The 20723-nt window shown below is 69.4% G+C and carries 19 protein-coding genes and 1 riboswitch; of the genes, 15 read left to right on the top strand and 4 right to left on the bottom strand.

All coding sequences use genetic code 11. The annotated features are described in order from the left end of the window. Positions 1-153 precede the first annotated feature (153 nt). The 4 genes from coxB to ABZ267_RS16455 all read left to right on the top strand — a co-directional run bounded on the left by coxB (position 154) and on the right by ABZ267_RS16455 (position 4631). A complete protein-coding gene (gene coxB / locus ABZ267_RS16470; protein ID WP_356751761.1) occupies positions 154-1122 on the top strand; it encodes a cytochrome c oxidase subunit II in 969 nt (322 codons plus the stop codon). After that, positions 1119-2855 (top strand): cytochrome c oxidase subunit I, encoded by a 1737-nt coding sequence (ctaD, locus tag ABZ267_RS16465; protein ID WP_093692999.1) that lies wholly within the window; start codon positions 1119-1121, stop codon positions 2853-2855. The genes coxB and ctaD overlap by 4 nt, the downstream gene beginning before the upstream one ends. Then, positions 2852-3250 carry a cytochrome c oxidase subunit 4 gene (locus ABZ267_RS16460; protein WP_356751764.1) on the top strand — a complete coding sequence of 133 codons (399 nt, stop codon included), beginning with the start codon at positions 2852-2854 and terminating at the stop codon, positions 3248-3250. Before ctaD ends, ABZ267_RS16460 begins: the two co-directional genes overlap by 4 nt. Positions 3251-3377: 127 nt before the next feature. Next, positions 3378-4631 carry an Ig-like domain-containing protein gene (locus tag ABZ267_RS16455; RefSeq protein ID WP_356751766.1) on the top strand — a complete coding sequence of 418 codons (1254 nt, stop codon included), beginning with the start codon at positions 3378-3380 and terminating at the stop codon, positions 4629-4631. Between the two features lie 60 nt (positions 4632-4691). Here ABZ267_RS16455 and ABZ267_RS16450 read toward each other — a convergent pair whose 3' ends face one another. Then, the gene (locus ABZ267_RS16450) at positions 4692-5093 is read right to left on the bottom strand and encodes a hypothetical protein (RefSeq protein ID WP_356751768.1); all 402 of its coding nucleotides are present in this window, start codon (positions 5091-5093) and stop codon (positions 4692-4694) included. Between the two features lie 187 nt (positions 5094-5280). Between ABZ267_RS16450 and ABZ267_RS16445 the strand changes: the two genes are divergently transcribed. The 6 genes from ABZ267_RS16445 (at position 5281) to ABZ267_RS16420 (ending at position 12426) form a co-directional block, all read left to right on the top strand. After that, positions 5281-5901 carry a heme-copper oxidase subunit III gene (locus ABZ267_RS16445; protein WP_026241469.1) on the top strand — a complete coding sequence of 207 codons (621 nt, stop codon included), beginning with the start codon at positions 5281-5283 and terminating at the stop codon, positions 5899-5901. A gap of 55 nt (positions 5902-5956) precedes the next feature. Beyond that, a complete protein-coding gene (locus ABZ267_RS16440) occupies positions 5957-6766 on the top strand; it encodes a c-type cytochrome (protein ID WP_356751770.1) in 810 nt (269 codons plus the stop codon). After that, the gene (locus ABZ267_RS16435) at positions 6763-7815 is read left to right on the top strand and encodes a Rieske 2Fe-2S domain-containing protein (protein WP_356751772.1); all 1053 of its coding nucleotides are present in this window, start codon (positions 6763-6765) and stop codon (positions 7813-7815) included. Before ABZ267_RS16440 ends, ABZ267_RS16435 begins: the two co-directional genes overlap by 4 nt. Beyond that, positions 7812-9458 (top strand): cytochrome bc complex cytochrome b subunit, encoded by a 1647-nt coding sequence (locus tag ABZ267_RS16430; protein ID WP_356751774.1) that lies wholly within the window; start codon positions 7812-7814, stop codon positions 9456-9458. Before ABZ267_RS16435 ends, ABZ267_RS16430 begins: the two co-directional genes overlap by 4 nt. Positions 9459-9581: 123 nt before the next feature. After that, entirely contained in the window at positions 9582-10646 is a 1065-nt protein-coding gene (gene trpD / locus ABZ267_RS16425; RefSeq protein WP_356751776.1) for an anthranilate phosphoribosyltransferase, read from the top strand. 75 nt (positions 10647-10721) lie between these two features. Further along, positions 10722-10839: riboswitch (SAM riboswitch) on the top strand. Positions 10840-11046: 207 nt separating this feature from the next. After that, entirely contained in the window at positions 11047-12426 is a 1380-nt protein-coding gene (locus ABZ267_RS16420; protein WP_356751778.1) for an aminotransferase class V-fold PLP-dependent enzyme, read from the top strand. Between the two features lie 64 nt (positions 12427-12490). Here the strand turns inward: ABZ267_RS16420 and ABZ267_RS16415 are convergent, their stop codons facing one another. Next, entirely contained in the window at positions 12491-12772 is a 282-nt protein-coding gene (locus ABZ267_RS16415; protein ID WP_003969641.1) for an Lrp/AsnC ligand binding domain-containing protein, read from the bottom strand. 144 nt (positions 12773-12916) lie between these two features. After that, positions 12917-13705, bottom strand: coding sequence for a rhomboid family intramembrane serine protease (locus tag ABZ267_RS16410; protein WP_356751780.1), 789 nt, complete (start codon positions 13703-13705; stop codon positions 12917-12919). Positions 13706-13899: 194 nt separating this feature from the next. Between ABZ267_RS16410 and ABZ267_RS16405 the strand changes: the two genes are divergently transcribed. The 5 genes from ABZ267_RS16405 to ABZ267_RS16385 all read left to right on the top strand — a co-directional run bounded on the left by ABZ267_RS16405 (position 13900) and on the right by ABZ267_RS16385 (position 19458). Next, the gene (locus ABZ267_RS16405) at positions 13900-14142 is read left to right on the top strand and encodes a hypothetical protein (protein ID WP_015608051.1); all 243 of its coding nucleotides are present in this window, start codon (positions 13900-13902) and stop codon (positions 14140-14142) included. A 39-nt stretch (positions 14143-14181) separates the two neighbouring features. Beyond that, a complete protein-coding gene (locus ABZ267_RS16400; RefSeq protein ID WP_356751782.1) occupies positions 14182-15543 on the top strand; it encodes an NYN domain-containing protein in 1362 nt (453 codons plus the stop codon). A gap of 289 nt (positions 15544-15832) precedes the next feature. Further along, positions 15833-16867, top strand: a complete 1035-nt coding sequence (locus tag ABZ267_RS16395; protein WP_356751784.1) for an NlpC/P60 family protein — start codon at positions 15833-15835, stop codon at positions 16865-16867. Between the two features lie 289 nt (positions 16868-17156). Beyond that, positions 17157-18185 (top strand): NlpC/P60 family protein, encoded by a 1029-nt coding sequence (locus ABZ267_RS16390; RefSeq protein ID WP_356751786.1) that lies wholly within the window; start codon positions 17157-17159, stop codon positions 18183-18185. Between the two features lie 16 nt (positions 18186-18201). Then, positions 18202-19458: a hypothetical protein gene (locus tag ABZ267_RS16385; protein WP_356751788.1), complete on the top strand. Its 1257-nt coding sequence runs from the start codon at positions 18202-18204 to the stop codon at positions 19456-19458. Here the strand turns inward: ABZ267_RS16385 and ABZ267_RS16380 are convergent. Then, positions 19434-20675 (bottom strand): glycosyltransferase family 87 protein, encoded by a 1242-nt coding sequence (locus ABZ267_RS16380; RefSeq protein ID WP_356751790.1) that lies wholly within the window; start codon positions 20673-20675, stop codon positions 19434-19436. The two genes, ABZ267_RS16385 and ABZ267_RS16380, sit on opposite strands and share 25 nt — an antisense overlap. Positions 20676-20723 lie beyond the last annotated feature (48 nt).

Raw genomic sequence — 20723 nt, 5'->3', positions numbered from 1 at the left:
GCGCGTTGGGCACCCTCCCCGCGCGACCCCAAATAGCGTCCAGTAGGGTTTGGTCCGCATAAACATCCAAACCCCTGCCCGCGACAGGGACGGCGACCGACCAGAGAGACGGGCGCGCCGACCGTGCGGGCGAGACTCTCGGGAAGGCGCTACGTGAGTCCCAACGGCTCCGACCGCTCGTCGCGGCGCCCGATGCGGCGGAAGCTGCCGCAGGTGCTGACTGCGGGCCTGGTCCTGGCGACGGCCTCCGGTTGTTCATACAACTGGGAGGATTTTCCCCGCCTCGGTATGCCCACCCCGGTGACGGAAGAGGCCCCACGGATCCTCTCCCTCTGGCAAGGCTCGTGGGCGGCAGCGCTCGTCACGGGTGTCCTTGTCTGGGGGCTGATCCTCTGGAGCGTCTTCTTCCACCGGCGTAGCCGCACCAAGGTGGAGGTACCTCCGCAGACCAGGTACAACATGCCCATCGAGGCGTTGTACACAGTGGTCCCCCTCATCATCGTCTCGGTGCTCTTCTACTTCACCGCGCGTGATGAGTCGAAGCTCCTCGAGCTCTCCGACAAGCCGGCCCACACCATCAACGTGGTCGGCTACCAGTGGAGCTGGGGCTTCAACTACATCGAGAAGGTGGAAGGCCAGCCCGCTGCGGGCAACGAGATCCCCAAGGAACTCGACGCCATCCCCCAGAAGTACCAGGACGACTTCCCCGCGGACGCCACCGGCGTCTACGACGCGGGAATCCCCGGGACGCGCAACCCCCAGAACGGCAACCCGGGCCCGACCCTGTGGCTGCCGAAGGGGGAGAAGGTCCGCTTCGTCCTCACTTCGCGTGACGTCATCCACTCCTTCTGGGTGGTGCCGTTCCTCATGAAGCAGGACGTCATCCCGGGCCACACCAACGTCTTCGAGGTCACTCCCAACCGGGAGGGCACCTTCATGGGCAAGTGCGCCGAGCTCTGCGGCGTCGACCACTCCCGGATGCTCTTCAACGTCAAGGTCGTCTCCCCGGAGCGGTACCAGCAGCACCTCAAGGAGCTGGCTGAGAAGGGTCAGACGGGCTACATGCCGGCAGGCATCGAGCAGACCGACCCGGCCAGGAATTCGGAGAAGAAGCAACTGTGAGCATCCTCAACGAACCTCAGGGTGCGGCACCGGCAGACGACTCGTACGAGGATGAGCTGCCCGTGCGCCGCAAGGAGCCGGGAAACGTCGTCATCAAGTGGCTGACCACCACTGACCACAAGACGATCGGCTCGCTCTACCTGGTCACGTCGTTCGCCTTCTTCATCATCGGCGGACTCATGGCGCTCTTCATGCGCGCCGAGCTCGCTCGTCCCGGCACGCAGATCATGTCGAACGAGCAGTTCAACCAGGCGTTCACGATGCACGGCACGATCATGCTGCTGATGTTCGCGACGCCGCTGTTCGCCGGATTCGCGAACTGGATCATGCCGCTGCAGATCGGCGCGCCCGACGTGGCGTTCCCGCGGCTGAACATGTTCGCGTACTGGCTGTACCTCTTCGGCTCGCTCATCGCGGTGGCCGGCTTCCTCACGCCGCAGGGCGCCGCCGACTTCGGCTGGTTCGCCTACGCGCCGCTGAACGACGCCGTCCGCTCGCCGGGCATCGGCGCCGACATGTGGATCATGGGTCTGGCCTTCTCCGGCTTCGGCACGATCCTCGGCTCGGTCAACTTCATCACCACGATCATCTGCATGCGCGCTCCCGGCATGACGATGTTCCGCATGCCGATCTTCACCTGGAACGTCCTGCTGACCGGTGTCCTGGTCCTGCTGGCCTTCCCGGTTCTCGCCGCCGCGCTCTTCGCGCTGGAGGCGGATCGTAAATTCGGTGCGCATATCTTCGACTCCGCCAATGGCGGCGCGTTGCTGTGGCAACACCTCTTCTGGTTCTTCGGACACCCAGAGGTGTACATCATCGCCCTGCCGTTCTTCGGAATCATTTCCGAGGTCATCCCGGTATTCAGCCGCAAGCCGATGTTCGGCTACATCGGTCTGATCGCCGCGACGATCGCCATCGCCGGTCTTTCGGTGACGGTGTGGGCGCACCACATGTATGTGACGGGCGGCGTGCTGTTGCCGTTCTTCTCCTTCATGACGTTCCTCATCGCGGTGCCGACCGGCGTGAAGTTCTTCAACTGGATCGGCACCATGTGGAAGGGCTCGTTGTCCTTCGAGACACCGATGCTCTGGGCCGTCGGCTTCCTCATCACCTTCACCTTCGGTGGTCTGACCGGCGTCATCCTGGCCTCGCCGCCGATGGACTTCCACGTCTCCGACTCGTACTTCGTCGTCGCGCACTTCCACTACGTCATCTTCGGCACCGTGGTCTTCGCGATGTTCTCCGGATTCCACTTCTGGTGGCCGAAGTTCACCGGCAAGATGCTGGACGAGCGGCTCGGGAAGATCACCTTCTGGACGCTGTTCGTGGGCTTCCACGGCACGTTCCTGGTGCAGCACTGGCTCGGTGCCGAGGGAATGCCGCGTCGCTACGCGGACTACCTCGCCGCCGACGGCTTCACCGCGCTGAACACGATCTCCACGATCGCGTCCTTCGTGCTCGGCCTGTCGATGCTGCCGTTCTTCTACAACGTCTGGAAGACCGCCAAGTACGGCAAGAAGGTCGAGGTCGACGACCCGTGGGGTTACGGCCGCTCGCTGGAGTGGGCGACCTCCTGCCCGCCGCCGCGGCACAACTTCCTCACCCTGCCGCGGATCCGTTCCGAATCCCCGGCGTTCGACCTGCACCACCCGGAGATCGCGGCGCTCGAACAGCTCGAGCACCACTCCGAGTCGGACAAGGCCCTCGCTGGCGGCAAGGAGGCAGGCAAGTGAAGATCCAGGGACAGATGTTCATCTGGCTGAGCGTCTTCATCCTCGGCATGGCCGTCGTGTACGGCGTGTGGTCGAAGGAGCCGGTCGGCACCACGGCCCTCTTCCTGGCCTTCGGGCTCTCGGTCATGATCGGCTTCTACCTGGCCTTCACGGCCAACCGGGTCGACGCCATGGCCCAGGACAACAAGGAGGCCGACGTCGCCGACGAGGCGGGCGAGCTGGGGTTCTTCTCCCCGCACAGCTGGCAGCCGCTCTCCCTGGCGATCGGTGGCGCCTTCGCCTTCATGGGCGTCGTCTTCGGCTGGTGGCTGATGTACTTCTCGGCTCCGCTGCTCCTGATCGGCCTCTTCGGCTGGGTCTTCGAGTACTACCGGGGTGAGAACCGCACCCAGTGACACCCTCCCGAGGGTGACACCGCACTACCCCACGAGGGGCCCGCGTCGCAAGGAAGCGACGCGGGCCCCTCGCTCGTTCGGAGTCATTGAACGCGCTGGATCGGATGAATCTTCTTAGCGTGAGGTCATGAACCACACGCCGCGCATCCGCACCGTAGTGAGCTGCACTCTGCTGGTCGTGACCCTTGGCGCGGGTGCGACCGCCTGTGGTGAGCCCGACGGACACCCGCTGTCGACGAAGCCGTACGACGCCGGGGACCAGGTCTCCTTCAACGGCCCCTCCAAGAACGAGAAGGCCGATCCCGACAAGCCGCTCGAAGTCACCGTCAAGGGCGACGACAGCCGGATCACCGACGTCAGCGCCGTGGACACCGGCGGCCGCCACCTCGCCGGCGAGCTCTCCGCCGACGGCAGGCGCTGGCGCTCCACGGCCCCGCTGGCCGCCGGTACCGGATACACCGTCAGGGTCTCCACCGAGAACGGCGACGGCGCCCCCGGCACCCGTACGCTCTCCTTCGACACCTCCTCGCCCAAGAAGCTGCTGAAGGTCGCCTTCGGCCCGCAGGCGGGCACCTACGGCGTCGGACAGCCCATCACAGCGGAACTCAGCGCTCCGGTCACCGACAAGGCATCCCGCGCCACCGTCGAGCGCGCCCTGAAGGTCCGGTCCACCCCGGCCTCCACCGGCTCCTGGTACTGGGTTGACGACAAGAAGCTGCACTACCGGCCCAAGGAGTTCTGGCCCGCCAACGCCACCATCGAGGTCCGCTCCAACCTCACCGGCATCAAGGTGACCAACGCGCTCTACGGAGCCGAGGCCAAGCCCTTGAAGATCACCACCGGCGACCGGGTCGAGGCCCTCACCGACGCCTCGACCCACACCATGACGGTCCTGCGCAACGGAGAAGTGATCAACACCATTCCGGTCACCACCGGAAAGCCCGGCTTCTCCACCCGTAACGGCGTCAAGGTGGTCCTCGCCAAGGAGCAGTTCGTACGGATGCGCGGAGAGAGCATCGGCATCGCGGCCGGCTCCTCGGAGTCGTACGACCTGCCGGTCTACTGGGCCACCCGGGTGACCTGGAGCGGTGAGTACGTCCACGCCGCGCCGTGGTCCGTCGGCTCGCAGGGCAGCGCCAACGTCAGCCACGGCTGCACCGGCATGAGCACGAGCAACGCCGAGTGGTTCTTCGACACCGTGCGCCAGGGCGACATCGTCAAGGTCGTCGGCAGCGCCGGCGAGACCATGACCCCGTTCGACAACGGGTTCGGCGAGTGGAACCTCTCCTGGGCGAAGTGGCAGGAGGGCAGCGCCCTCAACGAAGGGGTGCCGGACAGCCCGCAGACGCTCCAGGCCGCCCGGCTGCGCCCGCACGTATGAGCAGGCCCGTGAGGGGCGCCCCGCCGCGCGGGGCGCCCCTCACGGGCCCACAGGCATGGCTCAGGCCTCCACGGCGAGCCGGGCGCGCAGCAGCGCCGCCAGCGCGTCGGCGAACTCCACCGGGTCCACCGGCAGCGTCACGGCGGCCTCGGCGCGGCTCCAGGTGGCCAGCCAGGCGTCCTGCGGGCGGCCGATCAGCAGGAGGACCGGGGGGCAGTGGAAGATCTCGTCCTTGATCTGACGGCAGACGCCCATGCCGCCGATGGGGGCCGTCTCGCCGTCCAGGACGCAGACGTCGACCCCGCCGCCGTCCAGCGCCGCCAGCACGGCCGGAAGCGTCGCGCACTCCAGGAACTCCACCGGTGGCACGTCGGCGGCAGGCCTGCGACCGGCTGCCAGCTTCACCTGCTCGCGGATGTTGGCGTCGTCGCTGTAGACCAGGACCGTGGCGGTCGCCTGCATTGTTCCTCCGTGACATCTGTGTCTTCGGGGCTCTCGGGGCATGAACCGATGCGCGGATCGTACTCCGGTCGACCGGCCGTCAGCACCGGTAAGGACACCGATTCGCTGGGCCGTTCGGGCAGGACACACGCCACTGACACACCGAACGGCACCCCCCGGAGTGAGGGCGGGATAAGCGACCGACATAATGTCGGTCGTGGCGACAGCAACGACAGTAGAAACCGGGCACGCGCACCCGTCGGTCAATCGGCCGAACCTCACCAGCGTCGGAACCATCATCTGGTTGGCGTCCGAGCTGATGTTCTTCGCGGCCCTCTTCGCGATGTACTTCACCCTTCGATCGGTGATGGGACCCGATTACTGGAAGGAGATGGCCGGGCATCTGAACTTCCCGTTCTCGGCCACGAACACCACGATCCTGGTGCTCTCCTCACTCACCTGCCAGCTCGGCGTCTTCGCCGCCGAGCGGGGCGACGTGAAGAAGCTCCGCACCTGGTTCATCGTGACGTTCGTGATGGGCTCGATCTTCGTCGGCGGCCAGGTCCTGGAGTACGTGGAGCTGGTCAAGGAAGCGGGGCTCTCCCTCTCGTCCGACCCGTACGGCTCGGTGTTCTACCTGACCACCGGCTTCCACGGTCTGCACGTGACGGGCGGTCTCATCGCCTTCCTGCTGGTCCTCGGCAGGACGTACGCGGCCAAGAGGTTCACCCATGACCAGGCCACCGCAGCCATCGTCGTGTCCTACTACTGGCACTTCGTGGATGTGGTGTGGATCGGCCTGTTCGCAACGATCTACATGATCAAGTAACCGGGCTCGCACCCACCCACCATCGACGCAGAAGATCCTGACACCGGGGTAATCCGTGAAAAAGCTCTCCGCACGACGACGCCATCCGCTGGCGGCGGTCGTCGTACTACTCCTCGCGCTGGCGGCTACCGGGGGGCTGTACGCCGCGTTCGCGCCTGCGGGTAAGGCGCAGGCCGAAGAAACCGCCCAGTCCCTCGCCATCGACGAGGGCAAGAAGCTCTACACCGTAGGCTGCGCCAGCTGCCACGGAACCGGCGGTCAGGGCACCACCGACGGGCCGTCCCTCGTGGGCGTGGGCTCCGCCGCCGTCGACTTCCAGGTCGGTACGGGCCGCATGCCCGCGCAGCAGCCGGGCGCCCAGGTACCGAAGAAGCCGGTCATCTACACCCAGGCGGAGATCGACCAGCTCGCGGCGTACGTCGCGTCGCTCGGCGCCGGTCCGATCACGCCGACCGACAAGCAGGTCGACCCGGCCGGCGCGGACGTCGCCAAGGGCGGCGAACTGTTCCGCAACAACTGCGCCCAGTGCCACAACTTCACGGGCAAGGGCGGCGCGCTGACCAACGGCAAGTACGCCCCGGACCTCGAAGGCGTGAGCCCGAAGCACATCTACGAGGCCATGCAGACCGGCCCGCAGTCCATGCCCTCCTTCCCGGACACGACGATGCCGGAGCAGGAGAAGAAGGACATCATCGCGTACATCGAGACCGTGAACGGTTCGGAGTCGGAGAGCCCCGGTGGCCTCGCCCTCGGCGGCCTGGGTCCGGTCAGCGAAGGTCTGTTCGCCTGGATCTTCGGACTCGGCGCGCTCGTCGCAGTTGCCATTTGGGTCGCGGCCCACACCGCTAAGGCCAAGAAGTCATGAGTAGCCAACAGATTCCAGAAGACAACCTGCCCGTAGTGCAGGAGACCGCGCACGGCGCGGTGGAGGTCAAGGACGACCCGTTCGCCGACCCTGGGCTGCCGGCCCACAAGCCGCGCATCCAGGACCTCGACGAACGCGCCGCGAACCGCTCGGAGCGGGCCGTCGCGTTCATGTTCGTCCTCTCGATGCTGTCGACGGTCGGCTTCATCGCCTCCTACGTCATCTTCCCGGTGGACAAGATCGTCTTCATCTGGCCCTTCGGCCATGTGAGCGCGCTCAACTTCTCCCTGGGACTGACGCTCGGCTTCGCGCTCTTCTTCATCGGAGCGGGCGCCGTCCACTGGGCGCGCACCCTGATGTCCGACGTCGAGGTCGCCGCCGAACGGCACCCGATCGAGGCGCCGGCCGAGGTCAAGGCCCAGGTCATGGCCGACTTCAAGGCCGGTGCCGAGGAGTCCGCGATCGGCCGTCGCAAGCTCATCCGCACCACGATGTTCGGCGCGCTGGCCCTGGTGCCGCTCTCCGGTGTGGTGCTGCTGCGCGACCTCGGTCCGCTCCCGGAGAAGAAGCTCCGGACCACGATGTGGGCCAAGGGCAAGCTGCTCGTCAACATGAACACCGGTGAGCCGCTCCGTCCCGAGCACGTGGCCGTGGGGTCGCTGACCTTCGCCAAGCCCGAAGGGCTCGAGGACGACGCGCACGACTTCCTGACGCAGATCGCCAAGGCAGCCCTGATGATCGTCCGCATCGAGCCGGACGACATCAAGGACCAGCGCCAGCGCGACTGGGCCCACGAGGGCATCGTGGCCTTCTCCAAGATCTGCACCCACGTCGGCTGCCCGATCAGCCTGTACGAGCAGCAGACACACCACGTGCTCTGCCCGTGCCACCAGTCCACCTTCGACCTCTCCGACGGCGCCCGCGTCATCTTCGGTCCGGCCGGCCACGCGCTCCCGCAGCTGCGGATCGGCGTGAACAGCGAGGGCAACCTCGAGGCGCTCGGTGACTTCGACGAGCCCGTCGGCCCTTCCTTCTGGGAGCGCGGATGAGTACTGCAACAACGAACGAGCCCGCCGGCCAGACAGGTCAGCGCAAGGCACCCGCGGGCGAGCGGGTCGCCGACTGGGCGGACGGCCGGCTCGGCATCTACGGCCTGGCCAAGGCCAACATGCGCAAGATCTTCCCGGACCACTGGTCGTTCATGCTCGGTGAGGTCGCGCTCTACAGCTTCATCATCATCATCCTCACGGGTGTGTATCTGACGCTGTTCTTCCAGCCGAGCATGAACGAGATCGTCTACCACGGTCCGTACGAGCCCATGCAGGGCATCCGGATGTCGGAGGCCTACGCCTCCACGCTGAAGATCAGCTTCGAGGTCCGCGGTGGTCTGCTCGTCCGGCAGATCCACCACTGGGGCGCGCTGATCTTCCTGGCCGCCATGTTCGTGCACATGTGCCGTGTCTTCTTCACGGGCGCCTTCCGCAAGCCGCGCGAGATCAACTGGCTCTTCGGCTTCCTGCTGTTCGTGCTCGGTATGTTCACCGGCTTCACCGGCTACTCCCTCCCGGACGACCTGCTCTCCGGTACGGGTGTCCGCTTCACGCAGGGCGCCATCCTGTCCGTGCCGATCGTCGGTACGTACATCTCGATGTTCCTGTTCGGCGGCGAGTTCCCCGGCCACGACTTCGTGGCCCGGTTCTACTCGATCCACATCCTGCTGCTGCCGGGCATCATGCTCGGGCTGCTGGTGGCCCACCTGATCCTGGTCTTCTACCACAAGCACACGCAGTTCGCGGGTCCCGGCCGGACCAACAAGAACGTCGTCGGCATGCCGCTGCTGCCGGTCTACATGGCGAAGGCCGGAGGCTTCTTCTTCCTGGTCTTCGGCATCATCGCGATCATCTCGGCCATCGCCACGATCAACCCGATCTGGGCGCTCGGTCCGTACCGCCCGGACCAGGTGTCCACCGGCGCCCAGCCCGACTGGTACATGGGCTTCGCCGAGGGTCTGGTCCGTGTCATGCCGGGCTGGGAGATCGTCTTCTGGGGTCACACGCTCAACCTGGGTGTGTTCATCCCGCTGGTCCTCTTCGGCCTGGTGCTCACGCTCCCCGCGGTCTATCCGTTCATCGAGTCCTGGGTCACCGGGGACAAGCGCGAGCACCACATCCTGGACCGCCCGCGCAACGCCCCGACCCGTACGGCTCTCGGTGTCGCCTGGATCACGGCGTACTTCATCGGCCTCGTCGGCGGTGGTAACGACCTGTGGGCGACGCACTTCCATCTGTCGCTGAACGCCATCTCCTGGTTCGTCCGGATCTTCTTCTTCGCCGGACCGGTCATCGCGTTCATCGTCACGAAGCGGATCTGCCTCGGCCTCCAGCGCCGCGACAAGGAGAAGGTGCTGCACGGTCGCGAGACCGGCATCATCAAGCGCCTGCCGCACGGTGAGTTCGTGGAGATCCACGAGCCGCTCTCGCCCGGTCAGCTGCACACGCTCACCGCGCACGAGCAGTACCAGCCGGTCGAACTCGGCCCCGAGGTCGACGAGAACGGCGTCAAGCGCAAGATCTCCCCGGTCCAGAAGGTGCGGGCCAAGCTCAGCAAGGGCTACTACGGCGAGAACAGCCAGATCGCCAAGCCCACCGCCGAGGAGTACAAGGAGATCACCTCCGGCCACGGCCACCACTGATCACCTGACCTGATCGCCACCGTGGGAGCCCCGTCCATTCGATGGACGGGGCTCTTCGCGGTCCCGGTGGCTGGATAGGGTGGAGCCGTATCTCTTCCGGCTGTGGACCCCCTGGAGCGGACCATGAACGTTGTGACCCCGAGCGGCGGCGACAGCGTGGCGGACCGTTCCTGGCCCGGCCTGCTGAACCCTCTGCTGCGCGGCGAGAACCTCTCCACCGAGGAGACCGCCTGGGCGATGGACCGCATCATGAGCGGCGAGGCGACCGACGCGCAGATCGCCGGCTTCGCGGTCGCGCTGCGGGCCAAGGGTGAGACCGTCGAGGAGGTCACCGGTCTCGTGCGCGCGATGTACGCGCACGCCAACACCATCCATGTGCCCGGCCGCACCGTCGACATCGTCGGCACCGGCGGCGACCTCGCCAAGACGGTCAACATCTCGACCATGTCCGCGATCGTCATCGCCGGGACCGGCGCCAAGGTCGTCAAACACGGCAACCGGGCCGCCTCGTCGGCGAGCGGCTCCTCCGACGTACTGGAGAAGCTCGGCGTCAACCTGGAGCTGACGCCGCAGCGGGTGGTCGAGGTGGCCGAGGCGGCGGGCATCACCTTCTGCTTCGCCGTGAAGTTCCACCCCGCCCTGCGGTACGCGGCCAAGGCCCGCCGCGAACTCGGCGCGCAGACCACGTTCAACATCCTGGGCCCGCTCACCAACCCGGCCCAGGTACGCTCCCAGGCCATCGGCGTGGCCGACGCCCGGATGGCACCCATCGTCGCGGGCGTCCTCGCGGAGCGCGGCAACTCGGCGCTCGTCTTCCGCGGCGACGACGGGCTCGACGAGCTGACCACCACCGCCACCTCGCGGGTCTGGGTGGTCCGGGACGGGAGTGTCCGCGAGGAGCCGTTCGACCCGCGCGACGTCGGCCTCCCGCTGGTCCCCGTCGAGGCGCTGCGCGGCGCCGACGCCTCGTACAACGCCGATGTGGCCCGCCGCCTGCTGGACGGCGAGGCCGGCGCGGTACGGGAGGCGGTGCTGCTCAACTCGGCGGCGGCGCTGGTCGCCCTCGACCCGGGCACCGGCACGCTGACCGAGCAGATCGCGGCGAAGATCCAGGTGGCCGCCGAAGCCGTCGACTCCGGTGCGGCGAAGCACGCGCTGGAGCGGTGGGTGGCGGCCAGCAACGCCTGAAATCGGTCAGGGGCGCAGTCCGGATGCCGGACTGCGCCCTTGCGCGTGCGCATACATATGGCAAGATGCTGCGCAGGTCATGAGTGACAGCGACTACGGCCCCGGCCCGCTGTCCGGCAACCCTCCGTCCGTGGCGGGGTGCCCCGGGTGAAGACCAGGCCGTAGGCAGCGAGGTCTGCGGCAAGCGCGGGCCCCTCGGCGTCCAGTGGACGTCAGCCCCCGGGGTCCTGGTCCCTAGGGAGCCTTCTGTGAGCAAGCGAATGCGTTAGGGCTCGTCCCAGGGCTTTTTCCTGCCCTGAGCTGACCGCCCTTCTTCAGCGCGCCTTCTTTTCCTTCCTTCTCCGCGCCGCCGCGTATCCGCAGGCGCGCGGATTTCGCCTGCCTGTTACGGGAGTTCGCCATGTCTGTCTCCACCGCTGCCATCGACCCGTCGGTTTGTGCCCCGCTGCCCGTTCTGGGGCAGGATGTCACTGTTCCGCTCGTCACCGGCGGTGAAGTCACCTACGCCGCACTCGACTACGCCGCCAGCGCCCCGGCCCTCCAGCGGGTCTGGGACGACGTCGCCGCGTACGCCCCGTACTACGGCAGCGTCCACCGTGGTGCCGGATACCTCTCGCAGCTCTCCACCGACCTCTTCGAGAACAGCCGCCGCACGGTCGCGGAGTTCCTCGGCTGCCGCGCGGAGGACCAGGTCGTCTTCACCCGCTCGACCACCGACTCGCTCAACCTGCTGGCCGCCGCGGTCCCGGCGAACTGCCAGGTCTTCGTGTACGAGACCGAGCACCACGCCTCGCTGCTGCCCTGGCGCGACGCCCAGGTCACCTACCTCAACGCGCCCCGTACGCCGGGTCAGGCGGTGGAGACCCTGGAGCGCGCGCTCGCCGACCGCGACCCCTACGGCCCGGCCCTCGTCTGCGTCACCGGTGCCTCCAACGTGACCGGCGAGCTGTGGCCGGTGAAGGAGCTGGCCGCCGCCGCTCACGCGCACGGCGCCCGGATCGTCCTGGACGCCGCGCAGCTGGCCCCGCACCACCCCGTGGACATCGCCGAACTGGACGTCGACTGGGTCGCGTTCTCCGGCCACAAGGTCTACGCGCCCTTCGGTTCCGGCGTCCTCGCGGGCCGCGCCGACTGGCTCCAGGCGGCCGAGCCGTACCTCGCCGGCGGCGGCGCCTCCCGCAAGGTCGCCCGGCGCGCGGACGGTGGCGTGGACGTCGACTGGCACACCACGGCCGCCCGCCACGAGGCCGGTTCGCCCAACGTCATCGGCGTCTACTCCATCGCCTCCGCCTGCAAGGCCCTCACCGAGGCCGGCTTCGACAGCCTGGTCGCCCGGGAGCAGGAGCTGGTGAGCCGGGTCCGCGAAGGGCTCGCCGAGGTTCCCGAGGTCCAGGTGCTCTCGCTCTTCGGCGACGACGCGCCCCGCGTCGGCGTCATCTCCTTCGTGGTGCGCGGCTGGAACAGCTCGCACTTCGCCGCCGCGCTCTCCGCCGAGTACGGCATCGGCGTCCGCGACGGCCTCTTCTGCGCCCACCCGCTGGTCCGTACCCTCCTCGGCAGCGACCCGCAGGACCCGGGCGAGTGCGGCGCGCCGGAGGCCGAGCCGGGCGAGCGGTCCCTCAACGCGATCCGGGTCAGCTTCGGCGCCGGTACGCCGGACGAGCACGTCGAGCGGTTCCTGCGCGCGGTCTCCGAGCTGGTCCGCGAGGGCGCCCAGTGGAAGTACCGCACCGAGGACGGCCGTTGCGTCCCGGACCGCGGCGAGGCCGCACAGATCTGAGGCCGGCAAACACGTCGGCCGGGAACAGGCAGCGCGCCTGTCCCCGGCCGACGTACGTCGGACGTTACGCGTCCAGGCCGATGGCGAACGCCGCTTCCAGGTCGTGCTGGGAGTACGTACGGAACGCCACATGCGTGTCCGTGCCCTCGACGCCCGGGATCTTGCTGATCCGGCCGGGGATGACATCGGCGAGGTCGTCGTGCCGGGCGACCCGGACCATGGCGATCAGGTCGTAGGTGCCGGTGACGGAGAAGACCTCGCTGACACTGTCCAGCGCGGCGATGGCCTCGGCGATCTCCGGAATCCGGTCCACGCTGGTCTTGATGAGCACGATCGCGGTGATCACGGCTGTCTGTCTCCCTCGGTCGCCGTGGCTGGAACCTTCACCTTAGGGCCTCCCGCTCGGATCATGCCGGGCTCGCGGGCCCCGGCACGCACTCCCCCAAGCTCTCGGCTTCGCTCGAGCAGGGGAGACCCCATCCGCGTTGCCTCAATCCTCCGCCTTGCAGCTGCACGCACCGGACCCCGCTCCCTTTCCGGCCTGATCCGAGCGGGAGGCCCTGGTCCTACCCCGATACCGCCCCCAGGCGTACAGGAACCCGGCCGCGAACCCCGCCACATGCGCCAGATACGCCACCCCCGGCCCCGCGTCCGCCGCCTGGGCCGCCGCCCACTGGAGCCCGAACCAGAAGACGAGCACGATCCAGGCCGGAAAGCGCAGCGGCAGGAAGAAGAGGAACGGGAACAGGCTGGTCACCCGGGCCTTCGGGAACAGGTACAGGAAGGCGCCGAGCACCGCCGAGATCGCGCCCGACGCGCCGACCAGCGTCTGCTCCGAGTCCGCGTGGACCGCCGCGTAACAGACCAGCGCCAGGTAGCCGCACCCCACGTAGAAGAGCGCGAAGTGCACCCGGCCCATCCGTTCCTCGGCCATCGCTCCGAACACGTACAGGAAGAGCAGGTTGCCCAGCAGGTGCAGCCAGCTGCCGTGGACGAACAGCGCGGTGAACGGCGTGGCCAGCGCGCGCGCCGAGCCCTCCCGCAGCTCGGCCGGAATCACTCCCCACCGCTCGAAGTACCCGGCCTGCGCGGCGAGCAGTGCGTCCTGGCTGCCGTAGGAGGCACCACCGAACCCGGAGAGCGGGCTGATCAGGAAGATCGCGCAGCACACGGCGATCAGCCCGTACGTCACCGGCGCCCCGCCCACCGTCCCGCCCGCCGCGCTCTCCCGGACCTTCCCGGCCGTGGTCCGCCAGTCGAACCGCCGTACGTCGATCATGTACAGAGCATGACGTACCGGCGGAGAACGGGACGGAGCGCCTCGCCGTGCCGATGCCTATACGCGAGGCCGTAGGGTTACGCCAGGACTTCCGCAGTTCGACGGCGCACCGCGAGATCCTTGACGTAGGACAGGAAGCGACACGGCGGCACGCCTTGCGCGCGCTGTCGGAGACGACGAAAGAGGACGCAACGATGACGACGGTTCCCCTGCCGACCGACGGGACCCGCTGGCGCTGCACCCTGTGCGGCAATCTCACGCGCTTCGACGTGACGCGGTCCTCCAAGGTCGTGGAGTACGTGCACCTCGACCTGGCCGGTGAGTCCAGTGTCGAGGAGCGGGAGGTGGTCAGTGAGACCATCGAGTCGGTCCGCTGTCGTTGGTGCAACGCGGTGGACCAGATCGAACTGGTGGACAGGCCGGGTGCCGCCTCCTGAGGGAGCGCGCCGACAGACATATCTATGGGGTGACGGACGGTGGATCAGCCGACCAGCGGCGCCGAACCGGCCGATGCGGCCGACGGCGGTGCCGAGGCGCTCGACCGCCCGCTGCCCGAAGGCGTGCGGCGGCGGGTCGTCGCCCTGGTCGCGGACGCCTTCGGCGGCCTGACCGTCGCCGAACTGCCCGCACAGCTGCGGCAGTACGCCCGGTTCACCCCGACCCGGCGGGCCAAGTTCGCCGGGAACGCGATGGCCGCAGCCCTGGAGAGCGACGCGCTCTTCCGGCAGCGCATCGGTGAGCGGCTGAGCCAGGCCCAGCCGGAGCTGGCAGGTGCGCTGGAGGCCGGTTCGCCGCCCGCCGCCGCCGATCCCGTCGATGTGGCCGCCGCCGCCTATGTGCTGCGTCCGGTCGGCTGGGTCAAGCTGGTCGAGGCGGCCGGCGAGGAGGTCCAGCGGGCCGACGCGGAGCGGGTGGACGAGGAGACCCGGCGCGAACTGGCCCAGCTGCGCGAGGAGCTGGAGCGGGCGCGCGCCCACACCCGCAGCGAGACCGAGCGGCTGCGCGCCGAGCTGGACGCGGCCCGCAAGGAGTCCGAGTCGCTCCACCGCAAGCTCCGCTCCGCGCAGAGCGAGGTCAAGCGCGGCGAGGCCGCCCTGCGCCGCTCCACCGCCGAGGCGGAGACCCAGCGCGCCGAGGCGGCCGCCCAGCTCTCCGCCGTCGAGAGCGAGTCGCGCCGGCTCAAGCACCGGCTCGGCGAGGCCGAGGCGGCCCTGGAGGCGGGCCGCAGGGCCTCGCGCGAGGGCCGTTCGGTGGAGGACATGCGGCTGCGGCTGCTCCTGGACACCGTGCTGGACGCGGCCTCGGGGCTCCGCCGCGAGCTGGCCCTGCCGCCGGTGACGACCCGGCCGGCCGACAGCGTGGACGCGGTGGAGCCCGGCCGGATGTCGCCCAAGGACATTGCCGCCAGAGCGCTTTCGGACACCGATCCGGCCCTGCTCGACCAACTGCTGGCACTCCCGCAGGCGCACCTCATCGTGGACGGCTACAACGTCACCAAGACCGGCTATCCGCAGATGCCGCTGGAGAAGCAGCGGTTGCGGCTGCTCGGCGGCCTCTCGGTGCTCGCCGCGCAGACCGGCGCCGAGATGACCTGTGTCTTCGACGGCGCCGAGCTGGCCGCGCCGGTGCTGCTCGCGCCGCCGCGCGGGGTGCGGGTGCTGTTCAGCAAGGCGGGCGTCACGGCGGACGAGCTGATCCGTCAACTGGCCCGCGCGGAACCGCCGGGACGGCCCGTGGTGGTCGTCTCCACCGACCGCGAGGTGGCGGACGGCGTGGCCAAGGCCGGTGCCAGGCCCGTCGCGTCTGTCTTGCTCCTCAAGCGGCTTTCGCGCGTCTAGGTACAGATGTGCGACATGTGTGGCATGCCGGATTTTTGGGAACGTACCGTCAAGTCGTCGCTACACGTGGTGGAGTGAGAGTAAAGAAGTGCCTGGTGTGACAAGAAAAATCCTGTGAGGATTTGAACTGATCACAAGTTGGTCACTAGGGTCAGGCCTCGAACCTTCGCACGGTTGATCACCCATTGGGGGTGACGGCGAAGGAACCGCCGAGTCCGTGAGTGCACGGAGCCGGGGATTCTTCCCCACAGCCCGGTAGGCGGCTCTGAGGAAGAAGGAGCTCGCCTTCGTGGCGTCCCACCGTCGTCCCAAGCAGCCGAGCCGCACCCGCGTGACCGTGCTCACCGCGACCGCCGCCGCGGCCGTGGCCCTGACCTCCCAGGCCGCCCACGCCGACCCGAAGCCGACCAAGAACGAGGTCAAGGCGGAGGTCGACAAGCTCTACCACGAGGCCGAGGCCGCCACCGAGAAGTACAACGGCGCCAAGGAGCAGCAGGACAAGCTCAAGAAGCAGGTCGACGCGCTGCAGGACAAGGTCGCCCGCGGTCAGGACGAGCTCAACACCCTGCGCGGCGAGCTGGGTTCGATCGCCACCGCGCAGTACCGCTCCGGCGGTATCGACCCCTCGGTCGCGCTCTTCCTCGCCTCGGACCCGGACAGCTTCCTCGACCAGGCCTCCGCGCTCGACCAGCTGACGGTCAAGCAGACGGAGTCGCTGCACGAGATCCAGGGCAAGCAGCGCACCCTCGCCCAGCAGCGCAAGGAAGCCCAGGACAAGCTCGGCGACCTCGCCGACGTCCGCAAGCAGCTCGGCGAGAACAAGAAGAAGTACCAGGGCAAGCTGGCCGAAGCGCAGCGGCTGCTCAACAGCCTGACCGCCGCCGAGCGGGCGAAGATCGCCCAGGAGGAAGAGGCGAAGGACCGCGCCAGCCGCGCCACCAGCGAGCGGGTCGAACTCGGCAACGAGGCCCCCGCGTCGGGCCGCGGAGCCGCCGCCCTCAGCGCCGCCGCCACCCAGCTCGGCAAGCCCTACGTCTCCGGCGGCTCGGGCCCCAACTCCTACGACTGCTCCGGGCTGACCCAGTGGGCCTTCGCCCAGGCCGGTGTCGGCATCTCCCGGACCACGTACACCCAGCAGAACGACGGCACGAAGATCGGCCGCAGCCAGCTCAAGCCCGGCGACCTGGTCTTCTTCAACGGCCTGTCGCACGTCGGCTTCTACGCCGGCAACAACCAGATCCTGCACGCCCCGAAGCCGGGCACCGTCGTCCGCTACGAGTCGATGGACTACATGGGCACCTTCCAGTTCGGTGTCCGCATCTGACGCGTACGCACGGACGCTTCCGACGCGTACGCACCTGACGCATCCGACGCCACGCCCGCCCGGAGCGACGCCCGAACGAGGGAATCGCCCCACCCCGCGCTGACGCCCTGCCCCGCCCGGAGACCGAGGTCACCGGCGGGGCAGCACTGTTTCGACGCCTCTTCCGCCACCGGCGAGGTCTTTGGCCGCCCGGTAGTCGTCCGATTACTGTCTGGCTGCTGCGCGGCTCCCGGTACGGACCCGCGCGTTCCTGCGTCAACTGCGTCAGCGGAAGGAAGTGCGGCTTCCTGTGGTGTCCCATCGCCGTCCCACCCAGTCCGGCCTCCATCGGAGCGTCCGCGTCACGGTCGTCTCGGCGGCCGCCGCCACCGCGGCCGCGACCCTGACCGGAGCCCCGGCGAACGCCGACCCGAAGGACACCCGCGCGAGCGCGAAGGCGGCCGTCGACCGGCTGTACGGCGAGGCCGAGCGGGCCACCGAGCTCTACAACGAGGCCGGCGAGCGGGTGGAGCGGCTGCGCGGCGAGGCGGACCGGGCCCAGGACGCGACCGCCCGCGGCCAGGAGGCCGTCAACCGGATGCGGAACTCGCTCGGCGCGATGGCGGGCGCCCAGTACCGCACCGGCTCCATCGACCCGGCCCTCGCGCTGCTGCTCTCCTCCGACCCGGACACCTACCTGGAGCGGGCCGCCGCGCTCGACCGGGCCGGTGTCCGCCAGGCGCTGACCCTGGACAAGCTCCGGCACGCCCAGCGCAAGGTGGCCCAGACCCGCGCCGAGGCCGGCCGCGCCCTCGCCGAGCTGGAGCGCGACCGGGCCGCCGTCACCCGTCACAAGCGGACCGTCGAGGCCAAGCTCCGCCAGGCCCGCCAGCTGCTCAACTCGCTGCCGGCCCAGGACCGCGCCTCCTTCGACCGAGCCTCCCGCTCCGGCCGCGACGCCGCTCCCGACCTCTCCGGCGTCGCGCCCGGTTCGGCCCGCGGGATGTCGGCCGTCGCCGCCGTACGCCAGGCGCTCGGCAAGCCGTACGTGTGGGGCGCCAACGGGCCCTCCGGCTTCGACTGTTCCGGCCTCATGCAGTGGGCCTACGCCCAGGCCGGCGTGAGCCTGCCGCGCACCTCGCAGGCCCAGCGGTACGCCGGCCGCATGGTGCCGCTCTCCCAGGCCCAGCCCGGCGACCTGGTCGCCTACCGCGCCGACGCCAGCCACATCGGCATGTACGTCGGCAACGGCCAGGTCATCCACGCCCCGTACCCGGGCGCCGCGATCCGCTACGACCCCGTCGGCATGATGCCGGTCTCCTCGGTCACCCGGATCTGACCGTACGATCGGCAGGATGGCCGTACGAGGACGTGGTGCGCGACGGGGACGACCCCGGTCTCCTCGGCGTGCGGCGGGCCTGGTGCTCGCCGCTCTGCTGACCGCCTCCGGCTGTGTGGCCCCGGCCGATGCCGACACCTCGCTCACCGTCCGCGAGATCGACGCGAGCCTGGAGCGCCGGGCCGCCGCCGTCCTCGCCCGGGACCCGGCGGGCTACCTGGACGCGCTGGCCCCGGACGCCGTGAAGCTGCGGGCCGCCCAGCGCACCGAGTTCGCCAACCTCGCCGACGTACCGCTGAAGTCCTGGACGTACGAGGTGAAGGGCATCACCGAGGAGGACGGCGACTGGGCCACCGCCGAGGTGGAGCTGCGCTACCGGATCGACGGGTACGACACCGCGCCCGTCGCCACCCGCCGCACGCTGGAGCTGATGCGCGACGGCGAGAAGTGGTACGTCAGCGCCGACCGGCCCGCCAAGGGCGCCTCGGAGCAGCTGTGGCACCAGGGAGAGGTGGAGGTCGTGCGAGGCGCTCACAGCCTCGTCCTGGGCGTCGGGCGGCCGCAGGAGGAGCTGCGCCAGGTCGCGGACACCGTGGACCTCGCCGTACCGGCCGTCTCCGGCGCCTGGCCGGGGTCCTGGGCGCGCCGCGTGGTCGTCCTCGTCCCGGAGTCCACGGAGTCCATGGCGGGGCTGCTGGGCTCGCCGGAGACCAGCTACCGGGGCATCGCCGCCGTCACCACCGGCGAGGCCGGCTCCACCGGTGAGCGGCCGGCCCTCGCGGACCGGGTGATCGTCAACCCGCAGGCCTACGCCACGCTCGGCAGCTTCGGCCAGCGCGTCGTCCTGACCCATGAGACGACCCATGTCGCCACCCGGACCAGCACCTCCACGGCCACGCCGGTCTGGCTCTCCGAAGGGTTCGCCGACTGGGCCGCTTACCAAGGCGAGGACCGCACGCCCGACCTCATCGCACCCGAGCTGACCGGCGCGGTCCGGGCCGGTGACGTACCGGCCGAGCTGCCCGTCGACAAGGACTTCGGCTTCGACGGCGACCCGGCCAAGCTGTCGCGGGCCTACGAGAGCGCCTGGATGGCCTGCGAGCTCATCGCCGAGCGGTGGGGCCAGGAGAAGCTCACCGCCTTCTACGCGGCGGTCGGCGCCCATCCCGGGCGGGACGGGTCGGTGGAGCAGGCGCTGGGGTCGGTGCTCGGTACGACGCCGGAGCGGTTCACCGCCGACTGGCGCGACTACCTGAGCGCCCGGCTCGGCTGATCCCCGCCGACAGCGGGCATGGAGGCCACCGTCCTCGGCACCGTCTCCCGCCACAGCCGCCGCGCGGCCATCACCGAGGCCGCCACCAGCAGCCCGTTCCGTACGACAAGGAGCGCCACGCCCCACGCGTCGCTCGCCACCACCTCGGCGAAGTACACCGGGAACTCCAGCACCGTCACTCCGGCCGCCACCAGCACCAGCACGGCGGGCCGCACCATGCCGCCGTTCCGGAAGGCGAGGCAGACGGCAGCCAGCCCGACCAGCCACACCACGTACTGCGGGCTGATCACCCGGCTCGTCGCGGTGAACAGCAGCACCGCCGTGAACGCGGCCTGCGCCGGCGTGTGCGCGGCGAACGTACGGGCCCGCAGCCGCCACACCAGCAGCCAGCCCAGCGCGAGCGCCGCCAGCCCCAGCGCGAGCGTCGAGACCAGCTCCACCCGCGGGCCGAGGAACTCCATCGAGCCGTAGTGCAGCTCCACCCGGCCCTCCCAGCCGACGTGACGCGCGAGGTGGAAGTACAGCGCGCCCAGCGACTCGATCTCCAGGCCCCGGTCCCGCTGGAACGCCAGGAACGCGTACGCGCCCGGCATCCACAGCGCGAACCCCACCGCCAGACCGGCCCCGGTCAGCACCGCCGCCGACCACGCGGCCCGGGTCGGCCGCCCGCGCCGCACTCCGACCAGCACCAGCGCCGGCCACACCTTCAGCAGCGCCCCGAACGCGGCCAGCGCCCCCAGCACCTTCGGATGGCGCACCCCGGCCAGCAGCGCCGCCACCGCGACCGCCGTCACCATCAGGTCGTAGCGCGCGTACACCGTCGGCCCCAGCAGCGGCACCCCCACGATCCACACCCACGCGCCCGCCGCCCTTATCCCGGGCCGCCGGCCCGCGTACAGCAGCATCCCGAAGATCACGGCGTCGCAGAGCAGGACGAGGGCGTAGAAGGCGCTCGCGTACTCCCAGAAGGGCAACAGGGCGGGAGAGAGGACGGCCAGGGCGGCACCTGGCGGGTACTGCCAGGTGACGTCGTCCAGCGGATACGTGCCGGTCAGCAGCGTCTCGTACCAGCCCCGGTAGATCACCGACACGTCCACGGTGACGTCCGGGCCCGGGACGGTGAACACGTGCACCACGCAGAGCAGCAGCGCTCCCCGGGTCAGCGCCCAGGCCACGTACGGCAGGAGTCCCGTGCCCCTGGATGGTTGACCCGTCATCGCCGCCGCCCTGGATCGTCTCCGGCTCTCGTCCGGCGGCCCATGATG

It is taken from the genome of Streptomyces sp. NPDC006174, from assembly GCF_040614075.1.
Taxonomy (GTDB): domain Bacteria; phylum Actinomycetota; class Actinomycetes; order Streptomycetales; family Streptomycetaceae; genus Streptomyces.
This window is presented reverse-complemented; position numbering and strand designations above follow the sequence as displayed.